Below are 26,389 nucleotides of genomic sequence, written 5' to 3'. Positions count from 1 at the left end.
GCCAGCTACTGTCAGTTACCCGTAGGGCGGCTTAGTTCGCCGTTATCCCAATTCTTCGTCGAGAATCAGCCGTGTCTTCGTACTCACGACCTCGTCCTGCTCGCGCGCGTTCGTGATGAGTTCGTTGACGCCTCGAGTGTCCGCCGCGTCGACGACGAGAACGATGTCCTGCTCGCCCGAGACTTGCCAGACGAAGTCGACTTCCTCCCACTCAGCCATTCGGTCGGAGACGTTCGCCGTGTCGACGTCGACCGCGACGCTGACCTCGATCATCGCCTTGACGTTCCCGGTTCGCGTCGAAATGGTAAACCGCTCGATGATCTCCTCGTCCATCATACGCTCGACGCGATTGCGCACCGTTCCCTCGCTGGTCCCCACCTCGTCCGCGATTTCGGTGTACGGCGTCCGGGCGTCCCACCGGAGGACGTTCAGGATCTGCCGGTCCAACTCGTCCATGGAGTCTCCCTTCGACCGTCGAGCACTTACCGATTACGAATTTCGTAACTCAGCTTCGAAGACAACACTTATGATGGTCGCACAAATACGTAGTTCGTAATGACAGCTGCCTACGTAGCACTGGAGGGTGGCCACGTTCTCGAGGGGCGTGGTCGCGCCCCGGGAACAGCTCGTGGGGAATTGGTTTTCACGACAGCCTATACAGGATACGAAGAGAGTCTCACCGACCCCTCTTACGAGGAGCAGGTCCTGGCCTTTTCGTACCCGCTGATCGGCAACTACGGCGTCCGAGAGGAACGCTTCGAGTCCGATCGCGTCCACCCGCGAGCGGTTATCGCCCGAGAACTCACTGAGGACGTTTCGGAGTGGCTCGCAGACGAAAGTGTCCCGGCGGTCGACCATCTCGACACCCGAGAGGTCGTCACCGACATCCGCGACGGCGGCGCGATGAAGTGCGGAATCGCCGTCGGCGAGGACGTGACCCCCGAAGACGCACTCGAGGAACTCGAGGCCTGCAAGGGCATGAGCGATCACACCGAAATCGGCGAGCAGGTCAGCGTCGACGAACCCGTCGTCCACGGCGAAGACAACGACGGAGAAACGGTCGCGCTGGTCGACTGCGGCGCGAAGGGCTCGATCGTTTCCTCGCTGGTCGAACGCAACGCGACGGTTCACGTCCTGCCCCACGACTCGTCAGTCGAGACAGTCGCCGAAATCGACCCGGACGTCCTGTTCATCTCGAACGGCCCCGGCGATCCGGCAAACTACGAACAGGCGGTCGGACTCGTCGAAGAGTTCGTCGAAGACACGCCCGTCGCGGGTATCTGTCTCGGCCAGCAGGTCGTCGCCCGCGCGCTCGGGGGCTCGACCGAAAAGATGGCTTTCGGCCACCGCGGCGTCAACCAGCCCGTGCTCGACCTTGAGTCCGGACAGGTCGTCATGACGACCCAGAACCACGGCTACACCGTCGCCGAACCCGGCGAACACCTCGAGGTCTCCCAGATCAACGTCAACGACGACACGCCGGAGGGACTCGACGGAACCGAGTACGACGTGCTCACCCGACAGTACCACCCCGAAGCCAACCCCGGCCCGCAGGATACGTTCGACTTCTTCGACGACGTGCTGGCGATGGGCGAGACATCCCCCCGAGCAGTTCCCGCTGACGACTGAGCGGTTCTGTTCGTTCCTTCGTTCGACCACTGGGGTTTATCCGCCGTTTTCCACCGATCTCGAGAGCGTCGAACTCGCAACCTTCAACAGTCGCTCGTCCCTCTCCCCGAGTAATGAACCGGCCGCTCGGACTCGAGAGCTTTACCACCCAGAGCCGTCTCCAGCACGCGCTCACCGTGGCGGGAGCGGTCGTCGTTTTCTGGATCGGCTACTTCGGCGGCGTGTGGGCCGTCTACGGCGACCCGTCGGTGGTCGCACTCGAGACGAACATTACGGAACAGCGCGTCGGCGGCGTTGCGGGCTCGATCGCCGTCTGGACGTATCTCTCGCTCGCGTTCGTCCGCGGCTACGGCGGTCCGGTCCTGAACACGCTCGCCTACCCGCTCGTGATCGTCACCGTCGCCCCGTTTCCGGCTCGATGGGTGCTGTTCGGCCCGGATATCGGCGGGCTCGTCGATCGATTCGTCGGGCTATTCGTCTTCGAACCGCTGGTGACGACGGTGGTCGTCGCCGTTCCAGGACTCGGTGCGTGTCTGATCGTGCTCACCGTCTGGGCGTCGGTACTCGAGGACGAGCACAGACACCAGTGGCAGCGCGAACACCTCTCGGAGGCGTTTTACGACGAATTCGTCGATCAGCCGGACGACTGAGTTTTTGATTAGGGTTGCGGTTACGTTGCCCGTCACTCGAACGAGTAGACGACCGTCGCACTCGCGCTCACGCTAACCGGTCCGGAATCGATATCCGTACTCGGGGCCGCCGCGTCGTCCGCTTCGGCGACGTCCGCGCCGGCGTCGTATCGCACCGGCACGACATCGGCGTTGCTCGTCGAGACCGATTTCGTCCCGGTAATCTCGACGCCCCGATTGTCGGCGATGTGGTCGGCTTCGTCGTCCGCGTTCTCGAGGGCGTGATCGAGCGCGTCGTCGCGCATTGTCGTGCGCAACTCGTCGCTCAGGCCGAAGCTCACCCGTCCGATATCGTCGGCTCCGGCGTCGACCGAGGCGTCGATGATTTCGCCGACGCGGTCCACATCGTTGATCTCGAGTTGGAACGTGTGGCTCCCTTCGTAGCCAGTTCCGTTGCGTTCCTCCCGAATGTTGTACCGACCCGACTCGATGTTCTCATCTGGAATCTCGAGGTCCTCGAACGCCTCCCGGAGCGTTTCGGATCGCTCCGCGAGTTCGCCGTTGACTTCGTCAGCGCTGTCGCCGGTCGCTTCGATCCCGACGCTTGCGACGGCCTCGTCCGGCTCGGTTTCGACTTCGCCGCTCGCTTGTACTTCGATCTCGTTGTCGCTCGAGTCGGCCGCACCGGTCAATTGGCCGTTATCGCCGCCGCCACCGCTGACGATGTCGCCGAGACATCCCGCTGTCGTTACGGCCACGCCGGCGGCCGTCGCCGCGAGGAGTTGTCGTCTGTCCATGGTGTTCGCTCGAGGGACTGACAAAAAGCACCTTCCCAAGCTGAAACGGGCGTTTGACCGTTATTTGAGAATGGACTGTCGCTTCTGGTCCTCGGAAGTCTGCCAACACGGCGGTGTAGGCTCTTGCCCCTTCACTCCGCCAGGGGTTACAGCACCGCAGTCCACAACGCAGGCCTGCTCTTTCTCGTTGAGCGAACGCGACGCGTTCGCGAGGTCGTCGGCGCGAAGTCGTTCGAAACGGCTTTGTCGTTTCGTGATGCCACAAACCTTCGATTTGTGAGCACGCCGACTGCTCGAGGGACCACCGATCCCTCGCTGCTCGGAAGAGCGTACTCTTCCGTAGGGTCGTACGGCTCCACGTGAGTTTCGCAGAGTCGCACTCCCGGCCCCGTCTCTCTCATCTTCGAGTGGACACTGCTTTCGTCAGGTCGTTCGACGGGAGACTTAAGCCCGCAGGCGTGTCACCCTTACGGAGAGTCGAGTATGCCGACTAATCGCCTTCTCGTGCCCGTTGCCAATCCGGAGACCGCGGATCGATTGCTCACGACCGCTGTCGATATCGCTCGAGACCGCGACCTCGAGATCCTCGTCCTCAACGTGGTCGACGTACCGATGCAGCTCACGCTCGAGCAAGCACAGGACGAACTCGACGTCGAATCGCACGAGGAGATCGTCCAGTACGCGGTCGACATCGTTCGAGAGGCGGACGTTCCGGTGATGGGCCGGGTCCGATTCGGCCGCGACGTCGCAGGCGGCGTCATCGACGTCGCTGAATCACAGGGCGTCGACGCGGTCTTGCTCGGCTGGCGCGGTCGCCCTCGCCGCCGCGACGTCGTTCTGGGGAGTTACATCGACGAGGTCCTCGCGAACGCGCCGTGTGACGTGTACGTCAAACGAATCGATCGAGATCAAGCGTCGGTCGACTCGATTCTGGTTCCCGTCGCCGGCGGACCGAACACGACCGACGCGGCGACCGTCGCCGGGACCCTCGCTCGAGCGAACGACGCGAGCGTCGAACTGGTTCACGTCGTCGCCGACCGAACCGAGGAAACCGTCGAAGCCGGCCGCGAGTTGCTGACCCGAACCTCGAGCGAGCTCGGCGCGGTCGAGTCCGTCTCCGAGACGGTCCTCGAGGGGCCGGTGGTCGAGACGATCACGGAGCGGGCGGACGATCACGACCTTATCGTCATCGGGGCGGCCGAAAGCGGCGTCCTTCGGCGGGTGCTCGTCGGCAACGTTCCGGAAGAAATCGGACGAGAAGCCGATAGCGCGGTTATTATGGTAAAGCGTCGACAGGGCGTCCCGGAAACGCTCTGGAGGCGGATTCGAGACCGGTTGGTCTGACGATAGTATAAAATGTACCGTCCGGGAGCAACCACTGTGAGTGCAGTTGCGGGCGCTATTGGTTTCCGATCTGCTTTATGTACGGTTACCTTCCGGGCTCGTACTACCAGCTGTCTATCCGATTCTGCAACACTGGATTAGTGGTTCTCGAGGATCTCGAGGGCTTTGTCCGGGTAGTTGGTCACGACGATATCTGCGCCCGCTTCGATCGCGTCGCGAATCGTCTGTTCCGTATCGATGAGCTTCCAGACGCCCGCGGTGAGTCCTTCTTCCTGAGTGTCCCTGACGAACCTCGGGAGGGCGTGTGGCGCGTAGTGTGCGAAGGCGATATCGGCTCCGGCCGCGGCCGCATCGTCGGTTAGCCACGGTGTCGGAGCCGATCCGACCAGCCCGGTCGGGATCCCGGCTTCCTGTGCAGGCTTGATCGCCTCAGCGGAAAACGAAATGACCGTCAGCCGATCGAGGAGGCCGTAGTCGGCGACCGTTTCGAGCACCTGATCAGTGTATCCACCTTCCTTGAGTTCCGCGTACAGTGACAGTTCTCGGTCGGCGTCTGCGATCAACTCGAGCGCCTCTGACAGCCTGATGAGCGGTTCGCCATCGATCTCGGAACCGCGGATATCGTCCCAGTCGGTGTTTTGAACCCATCCCGTTCCCGAGGAGTCCCAGTCGAGGACGGGGTCGTGAAACAAGAGCAATTCGCCGTCGGCGGTCTCTCGGATATCGAGTTCGACTCCGTCGACGCCGACTTCGAGGGCCCGTCGAACGCCTGCTCGCGTATTCGGCGGCGCGAGTCCCTCCGCACCCCGGTGACCGACGATCCGTGGTCGATCCCGCGGCACCTCGCCCGACGTGATGAGCGGCGACAATCCCCACGCCGAGACTGCCGTGACACCTGCTCCGAGGCCGGCGAGAAACCGCCGTCGAGAGCGCAGTCGCGAAAAGCGGGGAGTCATACTCGAACGTACGGACCGTCCCTATTTGAATACTCGAGACCGTTCTCAAACCCAGTAAGTATGGCTCGTTCGTAACAAATGGAGTTTCTGTAGGGTGTTGTATGGGCGTCTATCCGATCAGCAGCGGTCTCTCTCGTCACACCACCGGTTGGTCACGAATTCCCGGAACGGAATCGATTTGGTGTCAGCGATCCAATCAGCCGGCATGAGCCGACTCGAGCGTCTCTCGGATCGGATACGCGACCGCCCCGTCATCTCCGTGTTCGTCCTGTTCGTTTCCGTTCCGACCGTTCTCGCCGTCCTCTCCTTTCGACAGCCCTTCGGCCTCCCGACTACGGTTCTCGACGAACTCGAGTTCCTGTTCCGACTGTTCGTCTACGTCCCGGTGACGGCGATCAGGGCGATCGTTTTCGAACCGTTGCGACTCAGCGTTCTGTTTTCGATTCCGATCCTCGAACAGGTTGCCGTCTTCGCCGCGTTGCTCGGATTTTATTACCTTCTCAGTCTCGTTCTGGTTCGCGGGTTCCGGATCCTCTTGGAGGGTTTCAAAACGGCGTCTCGGTAACTAACGAGGGGTCGATTATCGGCGCTGACTTACAACTCGTTCGACGCGACAGAAGTCGTCTGAGACGCCGAAGCGTCCAAACCCGCGTTTGTAGCTCTTCGCTTCGCTCAATCGTGTCTAAACGACCGCTGGCCCGTAAACGCCATCGCGATGTCGTGTTCGTCCGCGGCTTCGATCACGTCCTCGTCGTTGACCGAGCCGCCGGGCTGAACGACGGCTTCGATGCCTGACTCCGCGGCTTCTTCGATCCCATCAGGGAACGGGAAGAAGGCGTCCGAGGCCATCACGGCTCCCTCGGCGTCCTTGCCCTCGGCGTGCTCGTCGGCCTTCATTGCCGCCAGTCGAACGGCGTCGACTCGAGAGACCTGTCCCATCCCGACGCCGACGGTTTCGGTCCCTTTCGTGAACAAGATACCGTTGGATTTGACGTGTTTTAGGGTTTGCCAGCCGAACACCATCGACTCGAGTTCGTCCTCGGTCGGCTCGCGCTCGGTGACGACCTCGAGGTCGTCGACGGAGACCGACTGCAAATCTCGTTCTTGCACGAGTCGACCGCCGACGAGGGGTTTTTCGGTGAACCGGTCGGACCGCGCACCCAGTTCGCCCACGTCGAGGATCCGCAGATTTTCTTTTTCGCGGAGAATCTCGAGCGCGTCCTCGCTGTAGCCGGGTGCGACGACTACTTCCTTGAACGAGTCGATCACCTGTTCGGCGGTCTCGGCGTCGCACTCGCGATTGAGCGCGACGATACCGCCGAAGGCGCTCATCGGATCCGTCGAGAGGGCCTTTTCGTAGGCCTCGGCGAGCGAATCGGCGGTCGCACAGCCCGCCGGGTTCGTGTGCTTGATGACCGCCGCGGCGGGCTCGTCGAACTCTTTGATCAGGTTGAGCGCGCCGTCTGCGTCGTTGTAGTTGTTGTACGACAGCGCCTTCGCGCCCTCGTTCAACTGCTCGGCGTGGACCACCGAGGCTTCGTCGCAGGTGGAGTCGGTGTACACCGCCGCGTCCTGATGCGGGTTCTCGCCGTAGCGAAGCGTCGCGAGTCGATCGTTCGAGACGAGTCGACGTTCCGGAAGCCCGTCGTGGTCCTCGGCATCGGTACTTGCGACGTCGGCCTCGACGGAGACCGTCTCGGCGTCCTCGTCGACCGTGACCGCGCCGTCTGCAAACCACTTCACTGCACGTGGGTACGCTCGGAACTCGCCCTCGTTGAGGATTCGATCCGCGAGCGAGTCCTCGTCGTCGCCCTCGTAGACTGGGATCGGTTCCTGGGTCACGATTGGGCCACCGTCGACCTCGCTCTCGAGAACGTTCCCGTCGTTGTCGGTCGCGTCGGTGACCACGTGGACCGTACAGCCGGTCGTCGAGACGCCAGCCTCGAGGGCGTCGCCCCAGGCGTCCATTCCGGGGAACGACGGGAGCAAGGAGGGGTGAACGTTCAACGTCGTGGGGGACGCGTCGACGAACGTATCCGTCAAAATCCGCATGTAGCCGTCCAGACAAACGAGGTCGAACTCGTAGTCGGCGAGCGCCTCGAGGACGGCTTCTTCGTGTTCAGTTCGGCCCATTTCCTCCTCGAGCGGGACGACCTCGGTGGGGATTCCGCGGTCGGCCGCCGACTCGAGGATCGGCGCGTCCTCGTTGTTGGTGAGGATAACGGCCAGTTCCGCGCCGCCCGGCGCGAGTTCGGCGATATTCAGCAGGTTCCGTCCACGGTTGCCGGCCATCCCGGCGATTCGGGTCATACTCGGACCCGCGCTCGCAAACGGGAAAGTGGTTGCGGTCTCGAGCGGGGATATATACACGAATGTGGGTACCTATGTGAGATAGTTGCCGATCAAGCCCGGTCGATATGCACACTCGTGGCCCCTCGTTTCGATACGCTTTTGGACCGCGCTGGAGGATGCTCGAGTATGACCGATACCCACGCGCTGTACGCCGTCTCTCCGCTCGACGGCCGGTACGGCGGTCGCACCGCACCGCTATCGCCGTACGCGAGCGAAGCCGCACTTATGCGCGCTCGCGTCCGAGTCGAAGTGGAGTACCTGATCGCGCTCGCCGACTGCGAGGCGACGCCGCTCGAGATAGACACCGACGAACGGACTCAGCTTGGCGGCCTCTACAACCACTTCGCCGAGGAGGACGCGAGGCTGATCAAGACCATAGAGACCGAGGGCTACGAGGAGTTCGAGGCGACGAACCACGACGTCAAAGCCGTGGAGTACTTCATTCGGCACAAGCTCCCCGAGGACAGCGATGCCTCGGCCTGGATTCACTTCGGACTCACGAGCGAGGACGTGAACAACCTCGCCCATCGCCTGCTCGTCCGAGACGCCGTCGAGGACGTGTTGTTGGGCGAGTTGTACGATCTGCAGGATACGCTGGCGGAGATGGCTCGAGGGCACCGGGATCTTCCGATGCTTGCCCGAACCCACGGCCAGCCCGCGACGCCGACGACGTTCGGCAAGGAACTGGCCGTCTACGCGGCTCGTCTCGGCAAAGCGACCGCCCGCGTCCGCAAAGCGAGCGGCGACCTCCGGGGCAAACTCGGCGGTGCGAGTGGCACCTACGCCGCACACGTCGCGGCGTACCCGGAGGTCGACTGGCAGGCCTTCGCAGAGGACTTCGTCACCGACCTCGGCCTCGAGTTCGAACCGCTCACGACGCAGGTCAACCCCTGTGACGACCTCGCGGCGCTGTTCGACGCCTTCCGCGGCGTCAACGATGTGCTCCTCGACCTCGACCTGGATATGTGGCTCTACGTCTCCGATCGCTATCTCGGACAGAAGACCGTCGAAGGCGAGACGGGGTCCTCGACGATGCCCCACAAGGTCAACCCGATCGACTTCGAGAACAGCGAGGGCAACCTCTCGAAGGCGAACTCGGATCTGACCTTCCTCGCGGACTACATCACGACCTCGAGGCTCCAGCGGGATCTTTCGGATTCGACCGTCAAGCGGAACATCGGCGCGGCGTTCGGACACTGTCTCATCGGCTACAAGAAGACCGCCGCCGGCCTCGGGAAGGTCGTCCCGAACGAGACGGTTATGCGCGAAGAACTCGAGTCGACGCCGGAGATCATCGGCGAGGCGGTCCAGACGATCCTGCGACGAGAAGGACAAGAAGACGCCTACGAGCGTGTTAAGGCAGTTACCCGCGGTAAAGACGTCTCGCTCGAGGACTTTCGTGCGATGTTCGACGAACTCGAGGTCGACGAGGACGTGAGGGAAGAACTACACGCGCTAACGCCGGCGGGGTACACCGGCGTTGCTGGCGATCTGGTCGACGATCTCGAGTAGTCGAGCTCGACGTGTCGGCTGTCCTCTTTATCAGATAATCGGCGTACTCCCGTTTGACGTGGAGCACTCAGAATACGATCGAGGGTCGATTTCCTGGGATCAGCACACCAATCGTCTCGAGAAATCCGATCGACGACGCGCCGAAGTCGGACGGATTTCCTGACGCACTGAATTCCGTACCGACTCCTCCGTTTTCACTCGAGACGAGTTTACTCGAGTTGTACGTACGTTTATTAACAATTGTGTGGAATTATCTCACAAGCCATGATGTACCATCACGGGGAGCGGGTCGAGCACATGGGAACGCTCCCGACGATGTCGGCGGACCGGTACGGTGACAAGACGGCGTTCTCGTTCATGGGGACGGAGCAGTCCTACAATGAACTCGAGGCCGAGTCGAACACGGTCGCGAACGTGCTGGTCGACCACGGCGTCGAACCCGGCGACAGAGTCGGACTGTTCATCCCGAACACGAACCAGTTTCCGGCAGCGTACTTCGGAGCGATCAAAGCCGGTGCCGTCGCGACACCGCTCAACCTCCGGATGGATCCCGAGACGCTAGCCTACGTTATCAACGACGCGGGTGCCAACGTGGTGATCGCCTCGGCGTTCCTTGCGGACGAGGCCCAGGGGCTGGCGGACGCGGCGGGTATCGAGACGCTGTTTCTCCCCGGCGTCGAAGACGTCGAACGGGGAATCATCAACTACTCGCACGCGCTGATGGAGGCCGACGACGAGTTCGAACAGGTCGAGCGCGAGTACGGCGACATCGCCGCCCAGCCCTACACCAGCGGGACGACGGGCCAGCCCAAGGGCGTGATGCTCTCCCATCGAAACCTGCTGTCGACGATCGGCAGCTACAGCAAGGGTGGGCTCGCCGTCGGTCCCGAGGACTCGCTGTTGCTCGTCCTCCCGCTCTTTCACATCTACGCGCTCAACGCCTTGCTGGGCTCGTTCGTCTACTCGGGGTCGAAGATGATCCTCCAGCCGAAGCCGGAACCCGAGAACATGCTGACCGCTATCGACGAGCATCAGATCACCAAATTTGCCGGCGTTCCGGCGATGTACACCATGATGTTCCGCGAGTACCGAGAGAACCCCGACGCGTACGACCTCTCCTCGCTCGAGGACGTCACCTGCGCGGCGGCACCGCTCGCGGAGGACGTTCGCCGGACGATTGAAGAGGCCTGGGAGACGCCCGTCCTCGAAGGGTGGGGAATGACCGAGACCTCCCCTGCGGGAACGCTCGAGCCCTCCATCGGAGTCCACAAGGAAGCCGGCTGTATCGGTCCGCCGTTGCCGGGAATCGACCTGAAGATCGTCGATCCGGACACCAGGGAGACGATGGTCGGACACGACGATCTCCACCCGACGCCCAGCGAGGAGATCGACTTCGAGGACGAGGAGGCGGTCACCGGCGAACTCGCGATTCGGGGCGACAACGTCTTCGAGGGCTACTACAACCAGCCCGAGAAGACCGCCGAAGTGCTCGACGACGAGGGCTGGTTCTACACCGAGGACATCGCTCGAGTCGACGCCGACGGCTACTTCTGGATGGTTGACCGCGCCGATGACATGATCATCGCCGGCGGCGAGAACATCTATCCCGCGGAGGTCGAATCCGCGCTCTACGAGCACCCCGATGTCGCCGAAGCTGCCGTCGTCGCCGCGCCACACGAGGTCAAAGGCGAAGCGCCGGTCGGCTACGTCGTTTTAGAGGAGGGGGCGGACATCACGGAACGCGAACTGCGGGAGTTCTCCCTGGATTACGTCGCGACCTACGCCCACCCGCGGCGGATCTTCACTGTCGACGAACTGCCTCGCAGCGCCACGCAGAAGGTACAGCGTTACAAGCTCGAGGAGGATCTCGAGGAGCGGCTGGACGAACCGCTCGAGTCAGGAACGGACGACCTCTAGACGGCTCGGGAGCTCTCGAATTCGAGAGTTTGCGTTCGGTTCGCCGGCAGTGCCACGCCGGGAGGATGTCATAACTCGTCCGTTCGAGAGCGTGTTCTCCAGTTGATTTCCGTGAGGCGATCGGGAAGGACTCGATCGATGCGAGTCAGTGTTAGTATGGAAGCACCGAACAGCAGACTCACGATCGTGACGACGGCGGCGTCCGAAATCTCGAAGAGTTCAGCCGCCGAGACGAGAACTAAACTGACGGCTAACGCCGCTCCCGTCGCGTACTGTGCCTTATCGCTCGTGTTGAACATCCGGTTTTGGTCCCCGGAGTCGGCTTCCGACTGAGTGTCTTCACCCGCTAAGACCTCGATGTACGGACGAAACAGTTCGAGTTGGTCCCCCGAACGGATGATTCCTCGAGACTGGTCGTACTCGATAACCCCCTTCTTATCGAGCTTTGGCAGGTGTGATTGATAGAGTGGAATGTAGACGCGCTGACGTTGTTTCGAACTCAACTGCTGGACGGTGGTCTCGTGCTCTCGAGCGGAGACGTGTTCTGCGACGTCGCGCATCTTGACGGGGCCGTTTTTCTCGAGGAGATACCGAATCGTCTCCCGTCGCCGGCTTGTCTGGAGGAGGTGGAAGATATCATCGCGTGAAAGCGCGATCGACGTATCGGTCTGTGAGGCGCTGGAGGGCGAATCGACAGGGTTCGTCGGACGGTCTAACTGGAGGGACATACTCGCCAGTGAAACTTGCTGGGTCCCAAGTAAATCTTCTCATGTCATTCGTATTATTTCTCGCGAACGAACAAGTAGAGAGGAAAATATATTCGAGGAACGTCATATAGTTTTCGTGTAATTTTGCCACTTCTCGCGTTTATACTGCTTATTCCATTGTCTTGCTACTATCTCTTAAGTATCTTTCAGGAATCATTTCCGCAGATCAATACGATCGCGGCAATCCGAGCGTGTGCTCGCCCAGGAAGTTCTTAACCATCTCGTTGGTCACTGGCACCGTCTGGAGCAACCTCGAGTTCTGCCAGATGTCGAAGACTTCGTACTCCGTCGAAAAGCCGTTCCCCCCGTGGGTCTGGATCGCCCGGTCGGCGGCGTAGGTCGCGGCCTCGCTCGCGCGCAGTTTCGCCATGTTGGCTTCGGCACCCGCATCTTCGTCTTGATCCCACTTCGAAGCGGCCTTGTAGGTCATCTCGCGGGCGCACATCAACTGGGAGTAGGCGTCGGCTATCGGGTGCTGGATAGCCTGGTGGCCGCCGATCTTCTGTCCGAATACCGAGCGCTCGTTCGCGTAGTCGACAGCCAGATCGATGGCTCGGAGTCCGCCGCCGATGGCGCTGGCCGCGCCCGCGATCCGTTCGGTGTTCAAGGTGTCCCAGAGCAGGTAGAGACCGCCGTCTTCAGTCCCGAGAATTCGGTCCTCGTGGACGCGGAGGCCGTCGATATCGACCTGGTACTGGGTTTCGAACCACGGCACTTCGACATCGAGTGGAGTGAGCGAGATGCCCTCCTGTTCGGCGGGTTCGGGGATGAGAAACAGCGAGACGCCGTGGGTCGGATCGCTCGAGTCGAACTCGGAGGTTCTTGCGACCAGGAGCATCTCGTCGGCGTTCTTGACGCCGCTAATCCACATCTTCTGGCCTGAGAGAACGAACTCGTCGCCACCGTCTCCGGTATCGTCGGTACTTCCGTCGGTAGCACCGTCGCCGACTCGCTCGGCTCGAGTGTCGATGTTTAGTGTGTTCGTCCCCGCGCCGGCTTCGGTGAGACCCATGCAAAAGCGCATCTCGCCCTCGGCGATCGCTGGCAGGTACGCTTCCTTCTGGGCCTCCGTGCCGTGGCGCTGGATGCTTATTCCGCCGAAGACGGGCGTGAGGACGAAGATGATGCCGCCCTGTCCGCCGCCCCGAGAGAGTTCCTCAATGACCATCGCCATCTCGAGCATACCCAGCCCGGCCCCGCCGTACTCCTCGGGGATGGTGACGCCGAGCCAGCCGTCTCGAGCGAGGTCGCTCCAGTACTCCTCGGGAAACCGTTTTTCGTCGATGCACTCTTTCCAGTACGACCGATCGTAGTCCTCGGCGATCGATCCCACGCTGTCCCTGATGAGTTCGTGCTCGTCGGTCTCGGTGTAGTCCATACGTCGTCATCCAGACACAGCTCCTATATCGTTATGGTTACACATACCATGAAACGCGAACAGAGTTGAACGACGTTCGGTGGCCGAACGATTTTGATAATTGGTCACAATGAACAGAATATGATTCAGTCGATTCAGCGGACTCGCAAGCGCGCGGAGAGGTCACCTTACGTGGAGAGGGGTCGATGAAGCTCACCCTCGAGGAGCCGCCGGACGAGGAGTCCGCTCGAGCGATCGCCAGCGCGATGGCGACCCATCTCGGCCGGTCGGTCGAACTCGTCGTCGACGGCGAGGCGCTCGTGACGGCCGGAAACGGCGACGACGAGTTCGACGATCCGGTAATCACGGACCGAGAGCGGCGATTGCGCAAGGATATCGAAGAAATCCTCTCGGGCGGGCCCGAACGCGGCCACGAGAAGATCGAGGAACTCGGGAAGCTTTTCGTCCGGGATCGACTCGAGCTGATCTTCGACGAGATCGAGTACGAGGACGGCACCTTCGCCCGTCACGACGCCGACGGGGAGTTACCCGCCGACGGGTTGCTAACCGGCGTCGGAACGATTCGCGGTCGGACGGTCTTTTTCGCAGCTCACGACTACACGGTCAAAGCCGGATCGCTCGGCCAGATGGGCGTCGAGAAGGAGATCCGGCTCGCCGAACGCGCCGTCGAGGTCGGCGCTCCGATCCTCCGTCTGATTGACTCAACAGGCGCACGACTGAACCTCGACGATCGGGAGCCCGGCGACACGCACATGGACCGCTATCGCGGCGGGCGGATGTTCTACAACCAGTGTATCCACTCGGGCCAGGTTCCACAGATCGGCGTGCTCTACGGCCCGAACATCGCCGGCTCCGCGTACACACCGGTCTTCTGTGATTACCTCCTTATGGTCGAAGAGATCAGCGGGATGGCGATCGCCAGCCCTCGAGTCGTCGAGGCCGTTACGGGTGAGGAGACGACCATGCAGGAACTCGGGGGTCCCCGCGTCCACGCCACGGAGTCGGGAAGTGCCGATCTCGTGGTCGAGGACGAGCGAGCGGCGGCCGACGCCGTTCGCGACCTCCTGGGCTACTTGCCACAGCGTCACGACGCCGACTTGCCGACCAGAGAGCCGGCGTCCCCGGCGGCGAATCCGAAGGGCCTCGATACGGAGATTCCCGAGGAGCCAAACGAGGCCTACGACGTTCACGACGCCCTCGAGCGGCTGGTCGACGAAGACTCGTGGTTCGAACTCAAACCCGAGTTCGCGCCGGAGCTCGTGACCGGCTTCGGGCGGATCGAGGGCCGACCGGTCGGCTTCGTCGCTAACCAGCCCGCCGTCAAGAGCGGCGCGATCTTTCCCGATTCCGCGGAGAAGGGAGCGGGGTTCGTCTGGACCTGCGACGCCTTCGGGATTCCGCTGGTGTACCTCTGTGACACGCCGGGCTTTATGGTCGGTTCGGCAGTTGAACGACAGGGTGTCCTCCAGAAGGGACGAAAGTTCATCTACGCGACCTCGAACGCGCAGGTGCCGAAAATCTGCATAATCACCCGCAAAGCCTACGGTGCGGGAATTTACGGTATGGCCGGGCCCTCCTTCGATCCCGACGCGACCCTCGCCCTTCCGAGCGCCGAAATCGCCGTGATGGGGCCCGACGCCGCGGTAAACGCGCTCTTCGCGGAGCAACTCGAGGAGATGGACGACGAGAGCCGCGAAGCGTTCCTCGAGAGCATGCGCGAGGAGTACGACCGACACATCGATATCCGCGCGCAGGCCTCGTCGATGCAGGTCGACGAGTTACTGCCGGCGGGTGAGCTCCGCAATCAGTTGGCGGCGCGGCTTCGAACGCTTCGGTCCAAGCGTCGAACGGAACGGGATCGATATCACGGAACCGTGTTGTTTTGAAAAATCAGTGTCCCGGATCGGTATCCCGAGGGGGCGGCCGACTCGAGTCGGGAACACGCCCCCGCTCGAGGCACGGGCCAGTTCCCGTCGAGTGCCCCCTTAGTCCGCGGGCGCCGACGGCGGCTGTTCGACAACGCCGTCCGTCCAGGTCCCCCGGAGGAACCAGACGCCGGCGATGAGGACGCTGACCACGTTCGAGACGGCCATCGCGATCCAGACGCCGGTTTCGCCCATTCCGGCCCACTGGATCAGTCCGTACGCGATGGGGATCTGGATGATCCACAGCGAGAGGATCGAAAAGCCCATCGCGATTCTCGTGCTCCCACTGCCGCGGAACGCGCCCATCAGGATCTGGAACACACCGAGGAAGGCAAAGGTCGGCCCGACGATCATGAGGAACTCCGCACCCATCTGGATGACTTCGGCCGACTCCTCCTCGCCCGTCAGGAAGACATCGATTATCTCCGGGGCGAACGCGTATACGACGACGCTCATCGCCGCGAACGCACCCCCGATGATCCCCGCGTTCAATAGAACTCCGCGACGAGCGCGCTCGCTCTGTTCCGCGCCGAGGTTCTGGCCGACGACGACCTCGGTCGCCTGTGCGATCCCCAGCGAGAGAAGCGTGAACACCGCGTAGACTCTGCTTCCGACGCCGAAGGCCGCGACGGCGTCCGAGCCGGCGATGGCGACCAGCGCTGTCAACACGGAGAGGCCGAGCGCTCGAGTGCTCTGTTCGATTCCGGCGGGAATCCCCAGCCGGACGATCGTTCGGACCGTCTCGAGTTTCAGGCGGAACTGCTTGAGCGTCGGGCGGATGCCGAGCTGACCGGAGAACAGCAGCCAGATGCCGATGACGGCACCGACCGCGCGGCTGAACACCGTCGCGATCGCAGCGCCCTGGATCTCGAGGCCGGCAAAGCCGGTCATCGAGTACAGCGACGACTCGAGTGCTGACAGTCCGAGCACGCTGAAGACGGGATTGTTTTCGAATCCGAGAATGAGGAACGGATCGAGCACGACGTTGAGGACGACGCTGACGGTCATCAGATACATCGGCGTGCGCGTATCGCCCCAGCCGCGCAACAGCGCCTGGAACATGAAAAAGGCGAAGACCGTCACCGTCCCGATGAACCACGTTCGCGTGTAGCTCACGGCCATCTCGTGGACCGCGCTTCCGGCCTCCGCGCCCACCAGCGTGAGCAGTTGCGGCGCGAAGACGTAGCCGATGATCGAGGCGATGATCGAGACGAGCAACACGAACGACATCGTCTGGCCGACGACATGGTCGACCTCGTCGTGATTTTCAGCCCCCTTGTGCTGAGCGATCAGGATCGTGCCGGCGACCGTAAAGCCGCCACCGACGCTGATCACCAGGAAGATAATCGGAAACGCAAAGGAAATCGCTGCGACGGCGTCCGTGCCGACGCGCCCGACCCAGAACGTATCGGCGACGTTGTAGGCCACCTGAAGCAGCTGCGTGAGGACGAGCGGAATTGCGAGGAAGACGATCGGCTTCAACAGCTCACCGTCGGTGACGTCGACGGACCGATCCTCGCCCGGCGCGCTCATTTTCCACCTGTAACTTGAGTTCCGAAACCGACGACTCGTCGTCGGGATGAGGGTTCGCTACTGCCAAAAAGAGAACTGGGAGGGATATTCGATCGCTCGAGAGACCGACTCGAGCCGATCGGCCCGAACCAGTTCGTCAGTTGCCACATAGTAACTGACTAGTCAGTCAGTCGTAAATGCGTTTCGTGAGACGCAGTTCACATGCGATAAATACTACCAACTCCTCGCGGTTTCTGTTGAAGCCGTTTCGGGCCTCCGTTTTGGGCCTCCATTTCGAGCCTCCGTTTCAGGACGGTACTCTCAGAATGCCAATCTCATCGAAGTCACATTGGCGTCGGTGCGAGTAACTGCCCGCCGTCGACTGCGAAATACGACCCCGTCACGTAGGCCGCCGCGGGACTCGAGAGAAAGAGTGTGATCGGGACGCAATCGGCGGGCGTCCCGAGTCGGTCAGCCGCGAGGTCGTCCTCTATCACCTGTTCGGCGACAGCCTCGCCCATGACCTCCATCACGCCCTCGGTTTCGATCACGCCCGGCGCGACGGTGTTCGCTCGGATACCGTATCGGGCCCACTCCGCCGCGACGGTCTGCATCAGGTTGTGGACGCCCGCCTTGCCCGCGCCCGAGTGAGCGTGGTAGGGAGCCCCTCGAACGGAGTTCGTCGCTCCCATCGAGACGATCGACCCGCCGCCGCGTTCGATCATGTGCTCGCCGACGACGAAGGTACAGTTGGCCGTCCCGTCGAGGATCGTCCCGACGACGGACCGCCAGCCGTTGGCCGACAACTCCTCAGCCGGCGAGAGGAAGTTCGCGCCCGCGTTGTTGACCAGAATCGAACAGTCGCCCAACTCCTCGAGTACCGTCTCGAGCATCGCCTCAACGTCTTCGGCGTCCCGGACATCCACCGTTGTCGCGCACGCGTTTGCGCCCCGATCCTCGAGGTCGTCGACGACCGGCTCGAGGTGCTCCATCGAGCGGCTCGCGATCGCTACGTCCGCGCCGTGGTCGGCGTAGGCGAGCGCGACCGTCCGCCCGATTCCCGTCCCGCCGCCCGTGATCAGGGCCGTCTCGCCCTCGAGCAACTCGTCGCTGAAAATCTCCGTACTCGGCGGCGTCTCCTCGAAGCTCATCTAGTTCCCTCCGTAGTATTCGACTCGGGTAGTGCTAGGTGCAGCTCTCGAATCGAACTCGCGTTCACGCTCGAGACCACGTCGAATAGGTCGAAAGCCCCTTTCGCTGTCGGCTCCCGGGCCTCGCTTCGCCCTTCGGTCGCTCGCCGCACTCGCTCCCTGCAGTGCTTGCTCAGCGAGACGCGACGCGTCTCGCCGATCCCTCGCTCGCTGCGCTCGCGAGGGCGTCGTCCGGGTTTGCCCACAGCACAAGCCCCTTTCAGTCCCACCCCGTTCCGGGTGGTCGGGCTTGCTGTGGGACGGTAAGTGTTTGGTCCTGCTGTGGAGTAGTGGGTGGTCAGACCTACTGTGGAGCGGTGAGTGGGAGGCCGTGATGTGTGGCTATGGCTGACGACCCGTGTTGGCGCTCGTCTCATCCGTCCACCCCCAGAATCTCGCGGGCTTGTTCGGGTGTCGCCGGCTCCCGACCGACCTGTCGAACCATCTCCACGGCGTCTTCGACCAGTTCGGCGTTACTCTCTGCCATCCCCCCGCTCGGGCGGTAGAAGTTGTCCTCTAGGCCGACGCGGACATTGCCGCCCATCGCGAGCGCCGCGGAGACGAGCGGCCACTGGTCCTCGCCGATACCAATCACCTGCCAGGTGGACTCGTCGGGAAGCTGGCGCACTTGGTGGGCGAGGTTCTCGACCGTCGCCGGAATCCCGCCGAGGACACCCATCACAAAGCTGACGTGGAACGGGCGCTCGAGGACGCCTTCCGCCAGTAGCGGCCGAGTGTTTCCGACGTGGCCGGTGTCGAAACACTCGAGTTCCGGCGTCACGCCCGAGTCGTTCATCCCCGAGAGGAGCTCTCTAATCTCCGAAAACGGGTTTTTGAAGACCATATCGAAGACGTACTCCTCGCGGCGGTCGGAGTACTTCGCGTAGTTCATCGAGCCCATATTCAGCGCGGCGATTTCGGGCTCGACCTCCCGAACGTACGCCAGTCGATCTTCGAGGGGCGTTTCGATCGCGCCCGTCGAGAAGTTGAGCACGATATCCGTCCGCTCGCGAACTTCGTCGTGGATATCCTGGTAGGTCTCGCTCGAGAACGTCGGCGTGCCCTCGTCCGTTCGGGCGTGGATGTGTGCAACTGCCGCGCCGGCGTCTCTGGCCGCCGCGGCTTCTTCGGCGATCTCTTCGGGCGTGTAGGGGATCGCCTCGCACTGGTCTCGAGTCGTCAACGCGCCGGTGAGCGCGGCCGAAACGACGACCCGTTCGGGGTCGTTGCCCTTCGTCGATTCCTGCCGTTCGAAGATGTTCGTTTCCGACACGGTCACCGCCCCCGCCATTCGGGCTCACGGTCGGCCAGAAACGCGTCGATCCCCTCCTTGGTGTCTTCGCTCATCGCGATTATGGCGATCATCTCTTTGAGGTACGAAAGCGCCGCGCCGAAGGGCATCTCCCGCTGTTCGTAGTAAGCTTCCTTCCCCATAGAGATTAGGACCGGACTGTTGCTCGCCAGAGTGTCGACGAGGTCCTCGAGCGCCTCGTCGAACGTCTCGATATCGTCGTCCCCGGAATCACCCGAATTGCCGACGACATCCGTCACGAGCCCCATCTCGAGGGCCTCTTCGGCCCCAACCCACTCACCGGTAAAGAGCAGCTTCAGCGCGGCCTTCTCCGACGCCGCGCGGGTGATGGGTGCCATCGCTTGGGCGGGAAAGAGCCCGACGTCGACCTCCGGCGTGCCGAACTCCGCACCGGCGCTCGCCAGGACGAACTCGCAGGCGGTCGCCAGACCGAGTCCGCCGGCTAGGCAGTGGCCCTCGACGGCGGCGACGGTGAGCGCATCGGTTTCGTGCATCCGCTCGATCAGGCCCGACAGTCCGCCGAAGCTCTCTCGGTAGGCCTGTGTCCCCTGTCCGATCGGGAACTCCCGAAGATCGCCGCCGGAGCAGAACGTGCCGCCGCTGCCCCGAATCACGACGACTCGAGTCGGTCCCGAATCCGCCGCCGAGAGCGCGTCCTCGAGCCCCCGTATCACCTCGGCGTTGAGCGCGTTCCGCCGCTCCGGCCGGTCGATGGTCGCCCACAGAACGAGGTCGTCCGTGCTCGTCTCGACCGCGAGTCCGTCACTCGAGAGCGAGTCGGCGTCGACCATCTCAGCTCACCCTCGAGCGAGCGGATAGCCGCCGCGTTCGAGCGCTGGCTGACCGGCGAGCGCGTTCGGTTCGATCCCGAGGAGCACAACTGAATCGCATATGCCTGTGGTTAACACACGTAACCGTAAAGATGGGTCAAAAGAACGGCTTTCCCGTGGATAGCCGTTTAGAGCCGTAACAAGCTACTTCGAGAAGGCAGTCGGGGAGAAGACTACGCGAGCAATCGTTCGAGGGTCTTCTCGAGCGCCCGCGCGGCCCGTCGAACCTGCTCGATTCGGACGTACTCCTGGGGCGAGTGAGCGACAGCCCCCTCGTCGTCGGCGAGGACGCCCGGCCCGAAGACCACCGTCGGCGCGTTCTGTGCGAAGTACGAAGCTTCCGTCGCCGCGGTGAACGGTCGGATCTCGCCGCCGGACGCGCTCGCAAGGGCTTCGACGACCGGCGCGTCGGGGTCGGTGTCCCAGGCCTCGAGGAACGGCGTCGGGCGATCGGTAAACCGGAACTCGACGCCCACGTCGACCGGGACGGCGTCCCGAAGGTGGCTCATTAGCGCGTCACGGAACTGATCGGTCGTCTCCGGGGGCACGCTCCGTCGGTCCACCGTCAGCACGCACTCCGCGGGGACCTGATTGGTCGACTCACCGCCGTCGACGACGGTCGGCGTGAGCGTCGCGGAACCGAGTTGGTCGTGCGCGGGCGGCGAATCCGTCCGCTCGTCGAACGTCGACAGCGCGGAGAGGACCGACTCGAGGGCCGCGATCGCGTTCGTCCCGCTCTCGGGCTGGGCGGCGTGAGCGCTTGCGCCCGAAAGTCGGACCGTTCCCTGAAACCGGCCCTTCGCGGCGGTGCAAACGTCGAGGTTCGTCGGTTCGCCAACGATCACCCCGTCGGCGGTGTCGACCGGCGAGTCCTCTCGAGCAACGAGATCGTAAGCCCCGGTCGAAAGCACCTCCTCGTCGGGCGTGATCGCGAGGGTCACGCGCTGGTTCGACCTCGGATCAGCCGCGAAAAAAGCGGATAACAACGCAGCAAGCGGACCCTTTGCGTCGCACGAGCCGCGTCCGTGTATCAGCCCCGCCTCGTCGTCCCGCTCGTAGGGAACGTGCGGGGAGACCGTGTCGATGTGAGTGTTCAGGAGGATGTGTGCCCCTTCGCCTCCCCCGAATTCGTCGCTCGCGGCGTCGCCGCCTCGAGTCGCCAGCACGTTCCCGGCATCGTCGACGCGAGCCGAAACTCCCTGCGCTTCGATCGTCTCGCAGAGGTACTCTCGCATCGGTTCGACGTCTTCGTTCGAGGCGTGTTGGACCGCCGTCTCGAGAAAATCGATCGGATCGAACTGCTCGGTGGTGATCTCGGTCACGGGTATACTACAGCAACGGAGTCGCCCCGTTATCAGTTGTTGGGAGACGCTTTCGTTATTCCGCCGCGGACGTCTCGAGGGAGACTTCGCCGTCGAACTCCCGTTCGACGGGCCCGACGAGCATCGTTGTTCCGTCCGCAAACCGTATCTCGAGGTCGCCGCCGGGCGGCTGGACGTCGATCTCGTCGTCCTCGGTCAGGCCGAGGCGACGGGCGGCGGCGGCGATGGCCACCGCGCCGGTTCCGCAGGCGTCGGTCTCGCCTTCGACGCCGCGCTCGTAGCTTCGCTGGCGGTATCCATCCCCGTCGGGTTTCGGGCTGGCGATCGTCACGTTCGTTCCCCGCGGAAAGCTATCCGCGTTCCTGACTGCCGGAGCGATTTCCTCGAGAGCAACGTCGTCGACATCGTCGACGAACGCCACCGCGTGTGGCACGCCGGTGTTGACGACCGTCACCTCGAGGCCCTCGATTTCCTCCTCGATGACCGGTTCGTCGGCCTCGACGGGGATGCGTTCGGGGTCGAACGTCGGCGTCGTCATCTCGATAGCGACATTCGATTCGTCGACCGACGAATCGTCAGACTCACCTGAACTATCGAACTCGGCGGTATCGGTGTACTTGCCGCGAAGCGTTCCCGCCGGCGTCTCGATTAGTACGCGCTCGGTGTCAGCCTGGTCCATCCCCCACTCCGCCGCACAGCGCGCGCCGTTTCCGCACATCGGGGCGGTCGAGCCGTCTGGCTGGAACAGTGTCATGTCGACCCGCGGCGGTTGCGCTCGCTCCTCGAGGCCGAGAAACAATATGCCGTCAGCACCGACACCGCTTTCTCGGTCGCACTCGCGGATCGCGAGTTCGGCCCTATCCGAAACGGGCTCGTCCGCGGAGATGATCAGAAAGTCGTTGCCGGTGCCGTGGTACTTGCGAAAGGGTGCGTTCATCGGTCGAGTTCCTCCGGTCGAACGACGTCTTCCATGGACTCTCGTCGTCTCGAGAGTCGGGCGTCGGCCGCCCAACCTGGTGACCCGCACCCGATCGCGTCGGAAGCAGCCGTCTCACCGGTCCCGGTCCCGGTTTCGACGACGACCGACGCCGGTCGCGGTCTCGAGTTGTACTGACTGGCCATCTCGTAGCCGTAGGCACCGGCGTTGCCGATCGCCAGCACGTCCCCGCGCTCGCTCGAAGCGAACGGTCGATCCGTACAAAACACATCTGAACTCTCGCAGATCGGCCCCGCGACGGTCTGTTCATCGACGGCCCGGTCCTCGTCGACCAGTTCGGCCGTCACGTTCCGAATCGGGTGGTACGAGTCGTACATCGCTGGACGAAGCAGGGTCGTCATCCCGGCGTCGGTCCCGACGACCGTCGTTTCGCGGGCTTCCTTGACGGTGTTCACGTGAGTCAGCAAAACGCCTGCGTCGGCGACGAAGTATCGTCCCGGTTCGATCGTCAGCGTCGCGTCGATCTTTTCGAGTGCGGATCGAGTCGCTTCGGCGACCGCCTCGAGATTCAGGGGCGCTTCCTCCTCGCGATACGGCACGCCGAAGCCGCCGCCGACGTCGACGAACTCGAGCCCGCCGACGGCGTCGGAAACCGACCGAGCGATCTCGCCCATTCGCGAGACGAACTCGCGGTGGGACTCGAGTGCGTCGCCGGAGACGCCCGAGCCGACGTGGGCGTGGACGCCGACGACGTCGAAGCCGCGATCCGCGGCGTCCGAAAGCACGTCGACGGCTCGCTCGGCCGGAACGCCGAACTTGGCGTTCGCACCGGTTCTGACCTTCTCGTGGTGGCCCGCACCGATTCCGGGGTTAACTCGAAGACAGAGTCGACCGTCGTAGCCCCGTTCTGCAAGCCGGTCTATCGTATCGACCGAACCCGCGGTTACCGTGAGTTCCGGTTCCGCTCGCCACTGTTCGACGACGTAATCGAGATCGGTTGCGGGCGGGTTGACGGCGGTGTAGTGAACTTCCTCGCCGGACGCCCCGGCCTCGAGCGCCCGGTGGAGTTCGCCGGCCGAGGCGCATTCGAGGCCAACACCTTCGTTGACGACGGTCTCGAGGACGTCCCCGAGCGCGTTGGCTTTCAACGCGTAGAGCACGTCGGCGTCCGGAAACGCGTCGGCGAGCCGTCGGGCGTTCTCGCGGACGCGCTCTACGTCGAGGACGTAAAGCGGCGAGCCGTAGGACTCGAGGAGCGCGTCGAGTTCGCTCGCGTTCCAGTCCTCGAGACGGCGGATCTGTGCTCCGCTCGAGGGACTCGCGTTGCTCGAGCCCTCCGCGGCCGCCGATCCGATACCGCCCGCCCCGTCGTTCACTCCCGAAGCACCTCCTCACGTTCTGCGTTCTCGAGTGTGCGGTCCTCGAGATCGGTCGCGACGACGGCTGGCTTGTACGCGCCACCCTCGAAGAGGTCGTGGTCGCTGACCGACGATTCGACGAATCGGGTGAACGCGCGGCGTTCGGCCGGCAGTTCGCCGAAGATGACCTCCTCTTCGACGAGGTCGTAGACGGGAATTCGGGGCGTGAGCAGCGTGTTCTCGCCGACGACGCTGTTCTCGCCGACGACGAACCCACTGGTGACGCGACTGCCCGCGCCGAGCGAGACGCCGTCTTCGACGATAACCGGCGCGTCCTCGACGGGCTCTAAGACGCCGCCGATGAGGGTGTTCGCGCCGAGCTTGACGTTTTCGCCGATCTGGGCGCAGGAGCCGACGGTGTCACAGGAGTCGACGAGCGTGCCGTCGCCGACGTGGGCGCCGATGTTGACGAACGCGGGGCTCATCATGATGCAGTCCGAGCCGATGTGTGCGCCGCGGCGGACGGCGGTTCCGTCCGGCGTGTTGCGGCTTCCGCGGTCGCCGTAGTCGCTCGAGTCCGCGAGCGGAAGGACGTCGTTGTACGTGACGCCACCGTATTCGCGGGGTTCGGTCGATCGAAGGCCGAAGTTGAGCAGGATGCCCTGTTTGACCCACGCGTTGGCTTCCCAGGTGTCGCCGTGCTTTTCGGCCGCGCGAACGTCGCCGGCCTCGAGCGCGTCGAGGAAGTCCTCGAGGGTTGCGAGGGCGTCCTCGTCGGCCGTGTCGGCGCTGATTTCGTCGTTTTCGTACCGTTCCCACAGGGTCAAAACGTCGGATTCGAGTGCGCTCATTCTGCGATCACATCGGAAAAGTCGTAGTAGCCCGCCTTGCGTCCTGCGATCCAGACCGCCGCGTCGACGGCCCCCGCGGCGAACACGCCACGATCCTCCGCGCGATGGGTGAGCCGGACTTCCTCGTGGTTTCCGGCCAGCAGTATTTCGTGCTCGCCCGTGATGTCGCCGGCCCGAAGCGCGTGGACGCCGATCTCGGCTTCCTCGCGTGGCTGGTCACCCTCTCGCCCGTGCGTGCGCTCGTTGAACTCGCCGTTCGCTTCGATCTCCTCGAGCAGTCGATTCGCCGTTCCACTCGGGGCGTCTCGCTTGCCGTTGTGGTGGGTTTCGACCAGTTCGACGTCGTAGCCAGGCAAGTTACTGACCGCCTCGCCGACGACGTTGACCAGCGCTTGCACGCCGCGGGCGAAGTTCGGCGCGTGCAAAAGTGGGATCGACTCGCTGGCGTCCTCGAGCGTCTCGAGTCCGTCGTCGTCGAAGCCCGTCGTCCCGGTGACGAACGCGACGCCTTCCTCCGTGCAGGTTTCTGCGTACTCGAGTGCGGATTCGGGGCCGGTGAAATCGATCACTGCCGCCGGTTCGCGTTCGACGACGAGATCGTCGAAAGCATCGGCTGACTCGAGTTCGACGCCGTGGACGTCCTCGGCGTTCGTACTACGGTTAACCGCGAAGACTACTTCGATGTCCTCGCGCTCGGCGACCGCGGCGATGACTTCCTCGCCCATCCGGCCCGTGGCTCCGGTGACGCCGACCTGAACCGTCATCGATCACCCTCCGGTTCCGCGTCCGCGACCGCCGCGGAGCTCTCTTCTAAGTCCGACAGCACCGTCTCGAGTCCCTCGCGGTACTCCTCGGAGAGTCGCGTGAGCGGCGGGCGCATCCGCGCCGAGCAGTTGCCGCGGATCTCCATGGCTTCCTTGACCGGGATCGGGTTCGTCTCGACGAACAGTTCCCGAAAGAGCGGGCCCAGTTCGTGATGAAGGTTCCGAGCGCGCTGGTAGTCGCCGTCGAGTGCGGCTCCGACCATCGCGCAGGTTCGTTCGGGTTCGATGTTCGCGGCGACGCTGATCGTCCCGGTTCCGCCCACGGAGATGACCGGAAGCGTGAACGCGTCGTCGCCCGAAAGCACCGCGAAGTCCTCGTCCATCGTTCGCTCGACGATCTCGCCGATTGCGCCGAGGTCGCCCTCTGCGGCCTTGTAGCCCGCGATGTTTCGGTGCTCAGCGAGTTCGACGACCGTGTCGGGCTCGAGCGTCTGGCCGGTTCGTGAGGGGACGTTGTAGACGATCTGTGGCACGTCGACGGCGTCAGCGATCGTCCGGTAGTGTTCGAGGAAGCCGCGCTGTTCGGGCTTGTTGTAGTACGGCGAAATGAGAAGCAGGCCGTCAGCGCCAGCGTCGGCGGCGCGTTCGGAGAGCTCGAGGGCCTCTCGAGTGTTGTTCGAACCGGTGCCGGCGATCACGGGCACGTCGCCGACGGCGTCGATGACCGCCTCGACGACCTGGACGTGTTCCTCGTGGGTCAGCGTCGCGGATTCACCGGTCGAGCCGACGGGAACGAGGCCGTCGACGCCCGCGCGCTCGAGTCGCTGTGCGTCGGTCCGCAGTGTTTCGAAGTCGATGCGTTCGTCTTCGTCGAAGGGCGTACACATTGCCGGGAAGACGCCCGTAAAGTCGATTTCGTCCGTCATAGGTGGTCTATTGGTATGTTGGTGGGTCGTTGGCTACTTGGATGTGATGATTCTTCGTGCAAGTCCAGACAGGTAGTGACAACGTGGTGGTACATGCCCGGAGTTTCGGTCTGAAACGCACCCGAGACGGATCGCCACTCCGCCTCGAGTACTCTCAGGCACGTTTTTTCAGAAAACGAGG

Annotated in this window: 23 protein-coding genes; 7 read left to right on the top strand and 16 right to left on the bottom strand. The window is 63.2% G+C overall.

What is annotated here, in order from left to right; all coding sequences use genetic code 11:
- Positions 1-42: 42 nt before the first annotated feature.
- A complete protein-coding gene (locus tag QNM96_RS02290; RefSeq protein WP_283834388.1) occupies positions 43-456 on the bottom strand; it encodes an Lrp/AsnC family transcriptional regulator in 414 nt (137 codons plus the stop codon).
- Positions 457-555: 99 nt separating this feature from the next.
- Between QNM96_RS02290 and carA the strand changes: the two genes are divergently transcribed.
- Both carA and QNM96_RS02280 read left to right on the top strand, forming a co-directional pair.
- Positions 556-1,629 carry a glutamine-hydrolyzing carbamoyl-phosphate synthase small subunit gene (gene carA / locus QNM96_RS02285; protein WP_283834387.1) on the top strand — a complete coding sequence of 358 codons (1,074 nt, stop codon included), beginning with the start codon at positions 556-558 and terminating at the stop codon, positions 1,627-1,629.
- Positions 1,630-1,742: 113 nt separating this feature from the next.
- The gene (locus tag QNM96_RS02280; protein ID WP_283834386.1) at positions 1,743-2,279 is read left to right on the top strand and encodes a hypothetical protein; all 537 of its coding nucleotides are present in this window, start codon (positions 1,743-1,745) and stop codon (positions 2,277-2,279) included.
- A gap of 32 nt (positions 2,280-2,311) precedes the next feature.
- Here the strand turns inward: QNM96_RS02280 and QNM96_RS02275 are convergent, their stop codons facing one another.
- Positions 2,312-3,055: an SIMPL domain-containing protein gene (locus tag QNM96_RS02275; RefSeq protein ID WP_283834385.1), complete on the bottom strand. Its 744-nt coding sequence runs from the start codon at positions 3,053-3,055 to the stop codon at positions 2,312-2,314.
- 483 nt (positions 3,056-3,538) lie between these two features.
- Here QNM96_RS02275 and QNM96_RS02270 point away from each other — a divergent pair, with 483 nt between their 5' ends.
- Positions 3,539-4,399, top strand: coding sequence for a universal stress protein (locus QNM96_RS02270; protein WP_283834384.1), 861 nt, complete (start codon positions 3,539-3,541; stop codon positions 4,397-4,399).
- A gap of 137 nt (positions 4,400-4,536) precedes the next feature.
- Here QNM96_RS02270 and QNM96_RS02265 read toward each other — a convergent pair whose 3' ends face one another.
- Positions 4,537-5,355 carry a glycerophosphodiester phosphodiesterase gene (locus tag QNM96_RS02265; protein ID WP_283834383.1) on the bottom strand — a complete coding sequence of 273 codons (819 nt, stop codon included), beginning with the start codon at positions 5,353-5,355 and terminating at the stop codon, positions 4,537-4,539.
- Between the two features lie 205 nt (positions 5,356-5,560).
- Here QNM96_RS02265 and QNM96_RS02260 point away from each other — a divergent pair, with 205 nt between their 5' ends.
- Positions 5,561-5,920: a hypothetical protein gene (locus QNM96_RS02260; RefSeq protein WP_283834382.1), complete on the top strand. Its 360-nt coding sequence runs from the start codon at positions 5,561-5,563 to the stop codon at positions 5,918-5,920.
- A 107-nt stretch (positions 5,921-6,027) separates the two neighbouring features.
- On the opposite strand, the gene purH is transcribed toward QNM96_RS02260, so the two are convergent.
- Positions 6,028-7,665, bottom strand: a complete 1,638-nt coding sequence (gene purH / locus QNM96_RS02255; RefSeq protein WP_283834381.1) for a bifunctional phosphoribosylaminoimidazolecarboxamide formyltransferase/IMP cyclohydrolase — start codon at positions 7,663-7,665, stop codon at positions 6,028-6,030.
- 168 nt (positions 7,666-7,833) lie between these two features.
- On the opposite strand from purH, the gene purB reads away from it, so the two are divergent.
- Together purB and QNM96_RS02245 are read left to right on the top strand one after the other, a co-directional pair.
- On the top strand, positions 7,834-9,219 hold the full coding sequence (gene purB, locus QNM96_RS02250; protein ID WP_283834380.1) for an adenylosuccinate lyase: 1,386 nt from the start codon (positions 7,834-7,836) through the stop codon (positions 9,217-9,219).
- Positions 9,220-9,483: 264 nt separating this feature from the next.
- Positions 9,484-11,136 carry an AMP-binding protein gene (locus tag QNM96_RS02245; protein WP_283834379.1) on the top strand — a complete coding sequence of 551 codons (1,653 nt, stop codon included), beginning with the start codon at positions 9,484-9,486 and terminating at the stop codon, positions 11,134-11,136.
- A gap of 68 nt (positions 11,137-11,204) precedes the next feature.
- Here the strand turns inward: QNM96_RS02245 and QNM96_RS02240 are convergent, their stop codons facing one another.
- Complete coding sequence (locus QNM96_RS02240) at positions 11,205-11,864, bottom strand: hypothetical protein (RefSeq protein WP_283834378.1); 660 nt, start codon at positions 11,862-11,864, stop codon at positions 11,205-11,207.
- Positions 11,865-12,069: 205 nt separating this feature from the next.
- Positions 12,070-13,281 carry an acyl-CoA dehydrogenase family protein gene (locus tag QNM96_RS02235; protein WP_283834377.1) on the bottom strand — a complete coding sequence of 404 codons (1,212 nt, stop codon included), beginning with the start codon at positions 13,279-13,281 and terminating at the stop codon, positions 12,070-12,072.
- Between the two features lie 185 nt (positions 13,282-13,466).
- Between QNM96_RS02235 and QNM96_RS02230 the strand changes: the two genes are divergently transcribed.
- Complete coding sequence (locus QNM96_RS02230) at positions 13,467-15,167, top strand: acyl-CoA carboxylase subunit beta (protein ID WP_283834376.1); 1,701 nt, start codon at positions 13,467-13,469, stop codon at positions 15,165-15,167.
- 99 nt (positions 15,168-15,266) lie between these two features.
- Here the strand turns inward: QNM96_RS02230 and QNM96_RS02225 are convergent, their stop codons facing one another.
- From QNM96_RS02225 to dapA, 10 genes are all read right to left on the bottom strand, one after another.
- A complete protein-coding gene (locus tag QNM96_RS02225) occupies positions 15,267-16,739 on the bottom strand; it encodes an MATE family efflux transporter (protein WP_283834375.1) in 1,473 nt (490 codons plus the stop codon).
- 323 nt (positions 16,740-17,062) lie between these two features.
- Complete coding sequence (locus tag QNM96_RS02220) at positions 17,063-17,869, bottom strand: SDR family oxidoreductase (RefSeq protein WP_283834374.1); 807 nt, start codon at positions 17,867-17,869, stop codon at positions 17,063-17,065.
- A gap of 412 nt (positions 17,870-18,281) precedes the next feature.
- Positions 18,282-19,199, bottom strand: a complete 918-nt coding sequence (locus QNM96_RS02215; RefSeq protein ID WP_283834373.1) for a 3-keto-5-aminohexanoate cleavage protein — start codon at positions 19,197-19,199, stop codon at positions 18,282-18,284.
- Complete coding sequence (locus tag QNM96_RS02210) at positions 19,184-20,011, bottom strand: enoyl-CoA hydratase/isomerase family protein (RefSeq protein ID WP_283834372.1); 828 nt, start codon at positions 20,009-20,011, stop codon at positions 19,184-19,186. The genes QNM96_RS02215 and QNM96_RS02210 overlap by 16 nt, the downstream gene beginning before the upstream one ends.
- Positions 20,012-20,223: 212 nt before the next feature.
- The gene (locus tag QNM96_RS02205) at positions 20,224-21,372 is read right to left on the bottom strand and encodes a M20 family metallopeptidase (protein WP_283834371.1); all 1,149 of its coding nucleotides are present in this window, start codon (positions 21,370-21,372) and stop codon (positions 20,224-20,226) included.
- Between the two features lie 55 nt (positions 21,373-21,427).
- Positions 21,428-22,309, bottom strand: coding sequence for a diaminopimelate epimerase (gene dapF / locus QNM96_RS02200; RefSeq protein ID WP_283834370.1), 882 nt, complete (start codon positions 22,307-22,309; stop codon positions 21,428-21,430).
- Entirely contained in the window at positions 22,306-23,607 is a 1,302-nt protein-coding gene (gene lysA / locus QNM96_RS02195; protein ID WP_283834977.1) for a diaminopimelate decarboxylase, read from the bottom strand. The genes dapF and lysA overlap by 4 nt, the downstream gene beginning before the upstream one ends.
- A gap of 74 nt (positions 23,608-23,681) precedes the next feature.
- Positions 23,682-24,518, bottom strand: a complete 837-nt coding sequence (locus tag QNM96_RS02190; protein WP_283834369.1) for a 2,3,4,5-tetrahydropyridine-2,6-dicarboxylate N-succinyltransferase — start codon at positions 24,516-24,518, stop codon at positions 23,682-23,684.
- Positions 24,515-25,282, bottom strand: coding sequence for a 4-hydroxy-tetrahydrodipicolinate reductase (gene dapB / locus QNM96_RS02185; protein ID WP_283834368.1), 768 nt, complete (start codon positions 25,280-25,282; stop codon positions 24,515-24,517). The genes QNM96_RS02190 and dapB overlap by 4 nt, the downstream gene beginning before the upstream one ends.
- On the bottom strand, positions 25,279-26,208 hold the full coding sequence (gene dapA / locus QNM96_RS02180) for a 4-hydroxy-tetrahydrodipicolinate synthase (RefSeq protein ID WP_283834367.1): 930 nt from the start codon (positions 26,206-26,208) through the stop codon (positions 25,279-25,281). The genes dapB and dapA overlap by 4 nt, the downstream gene beginning before the upstream one ends.
- Between the last annotated feature and the right edge of the window lie 181 nt (positions 26,209-26,389).

This window comes from Halostagnicola sp. A-GB9-2, assembly GCF_030068615.1.
Lineage (GTDB): Archaea > Halobacteriota > Halobacteria > Halobacteriales > Natrialbaceae > Halostagnicola.
This window is presented reverse-complemented; position numbering and strand designations above follow the sequence as displayed.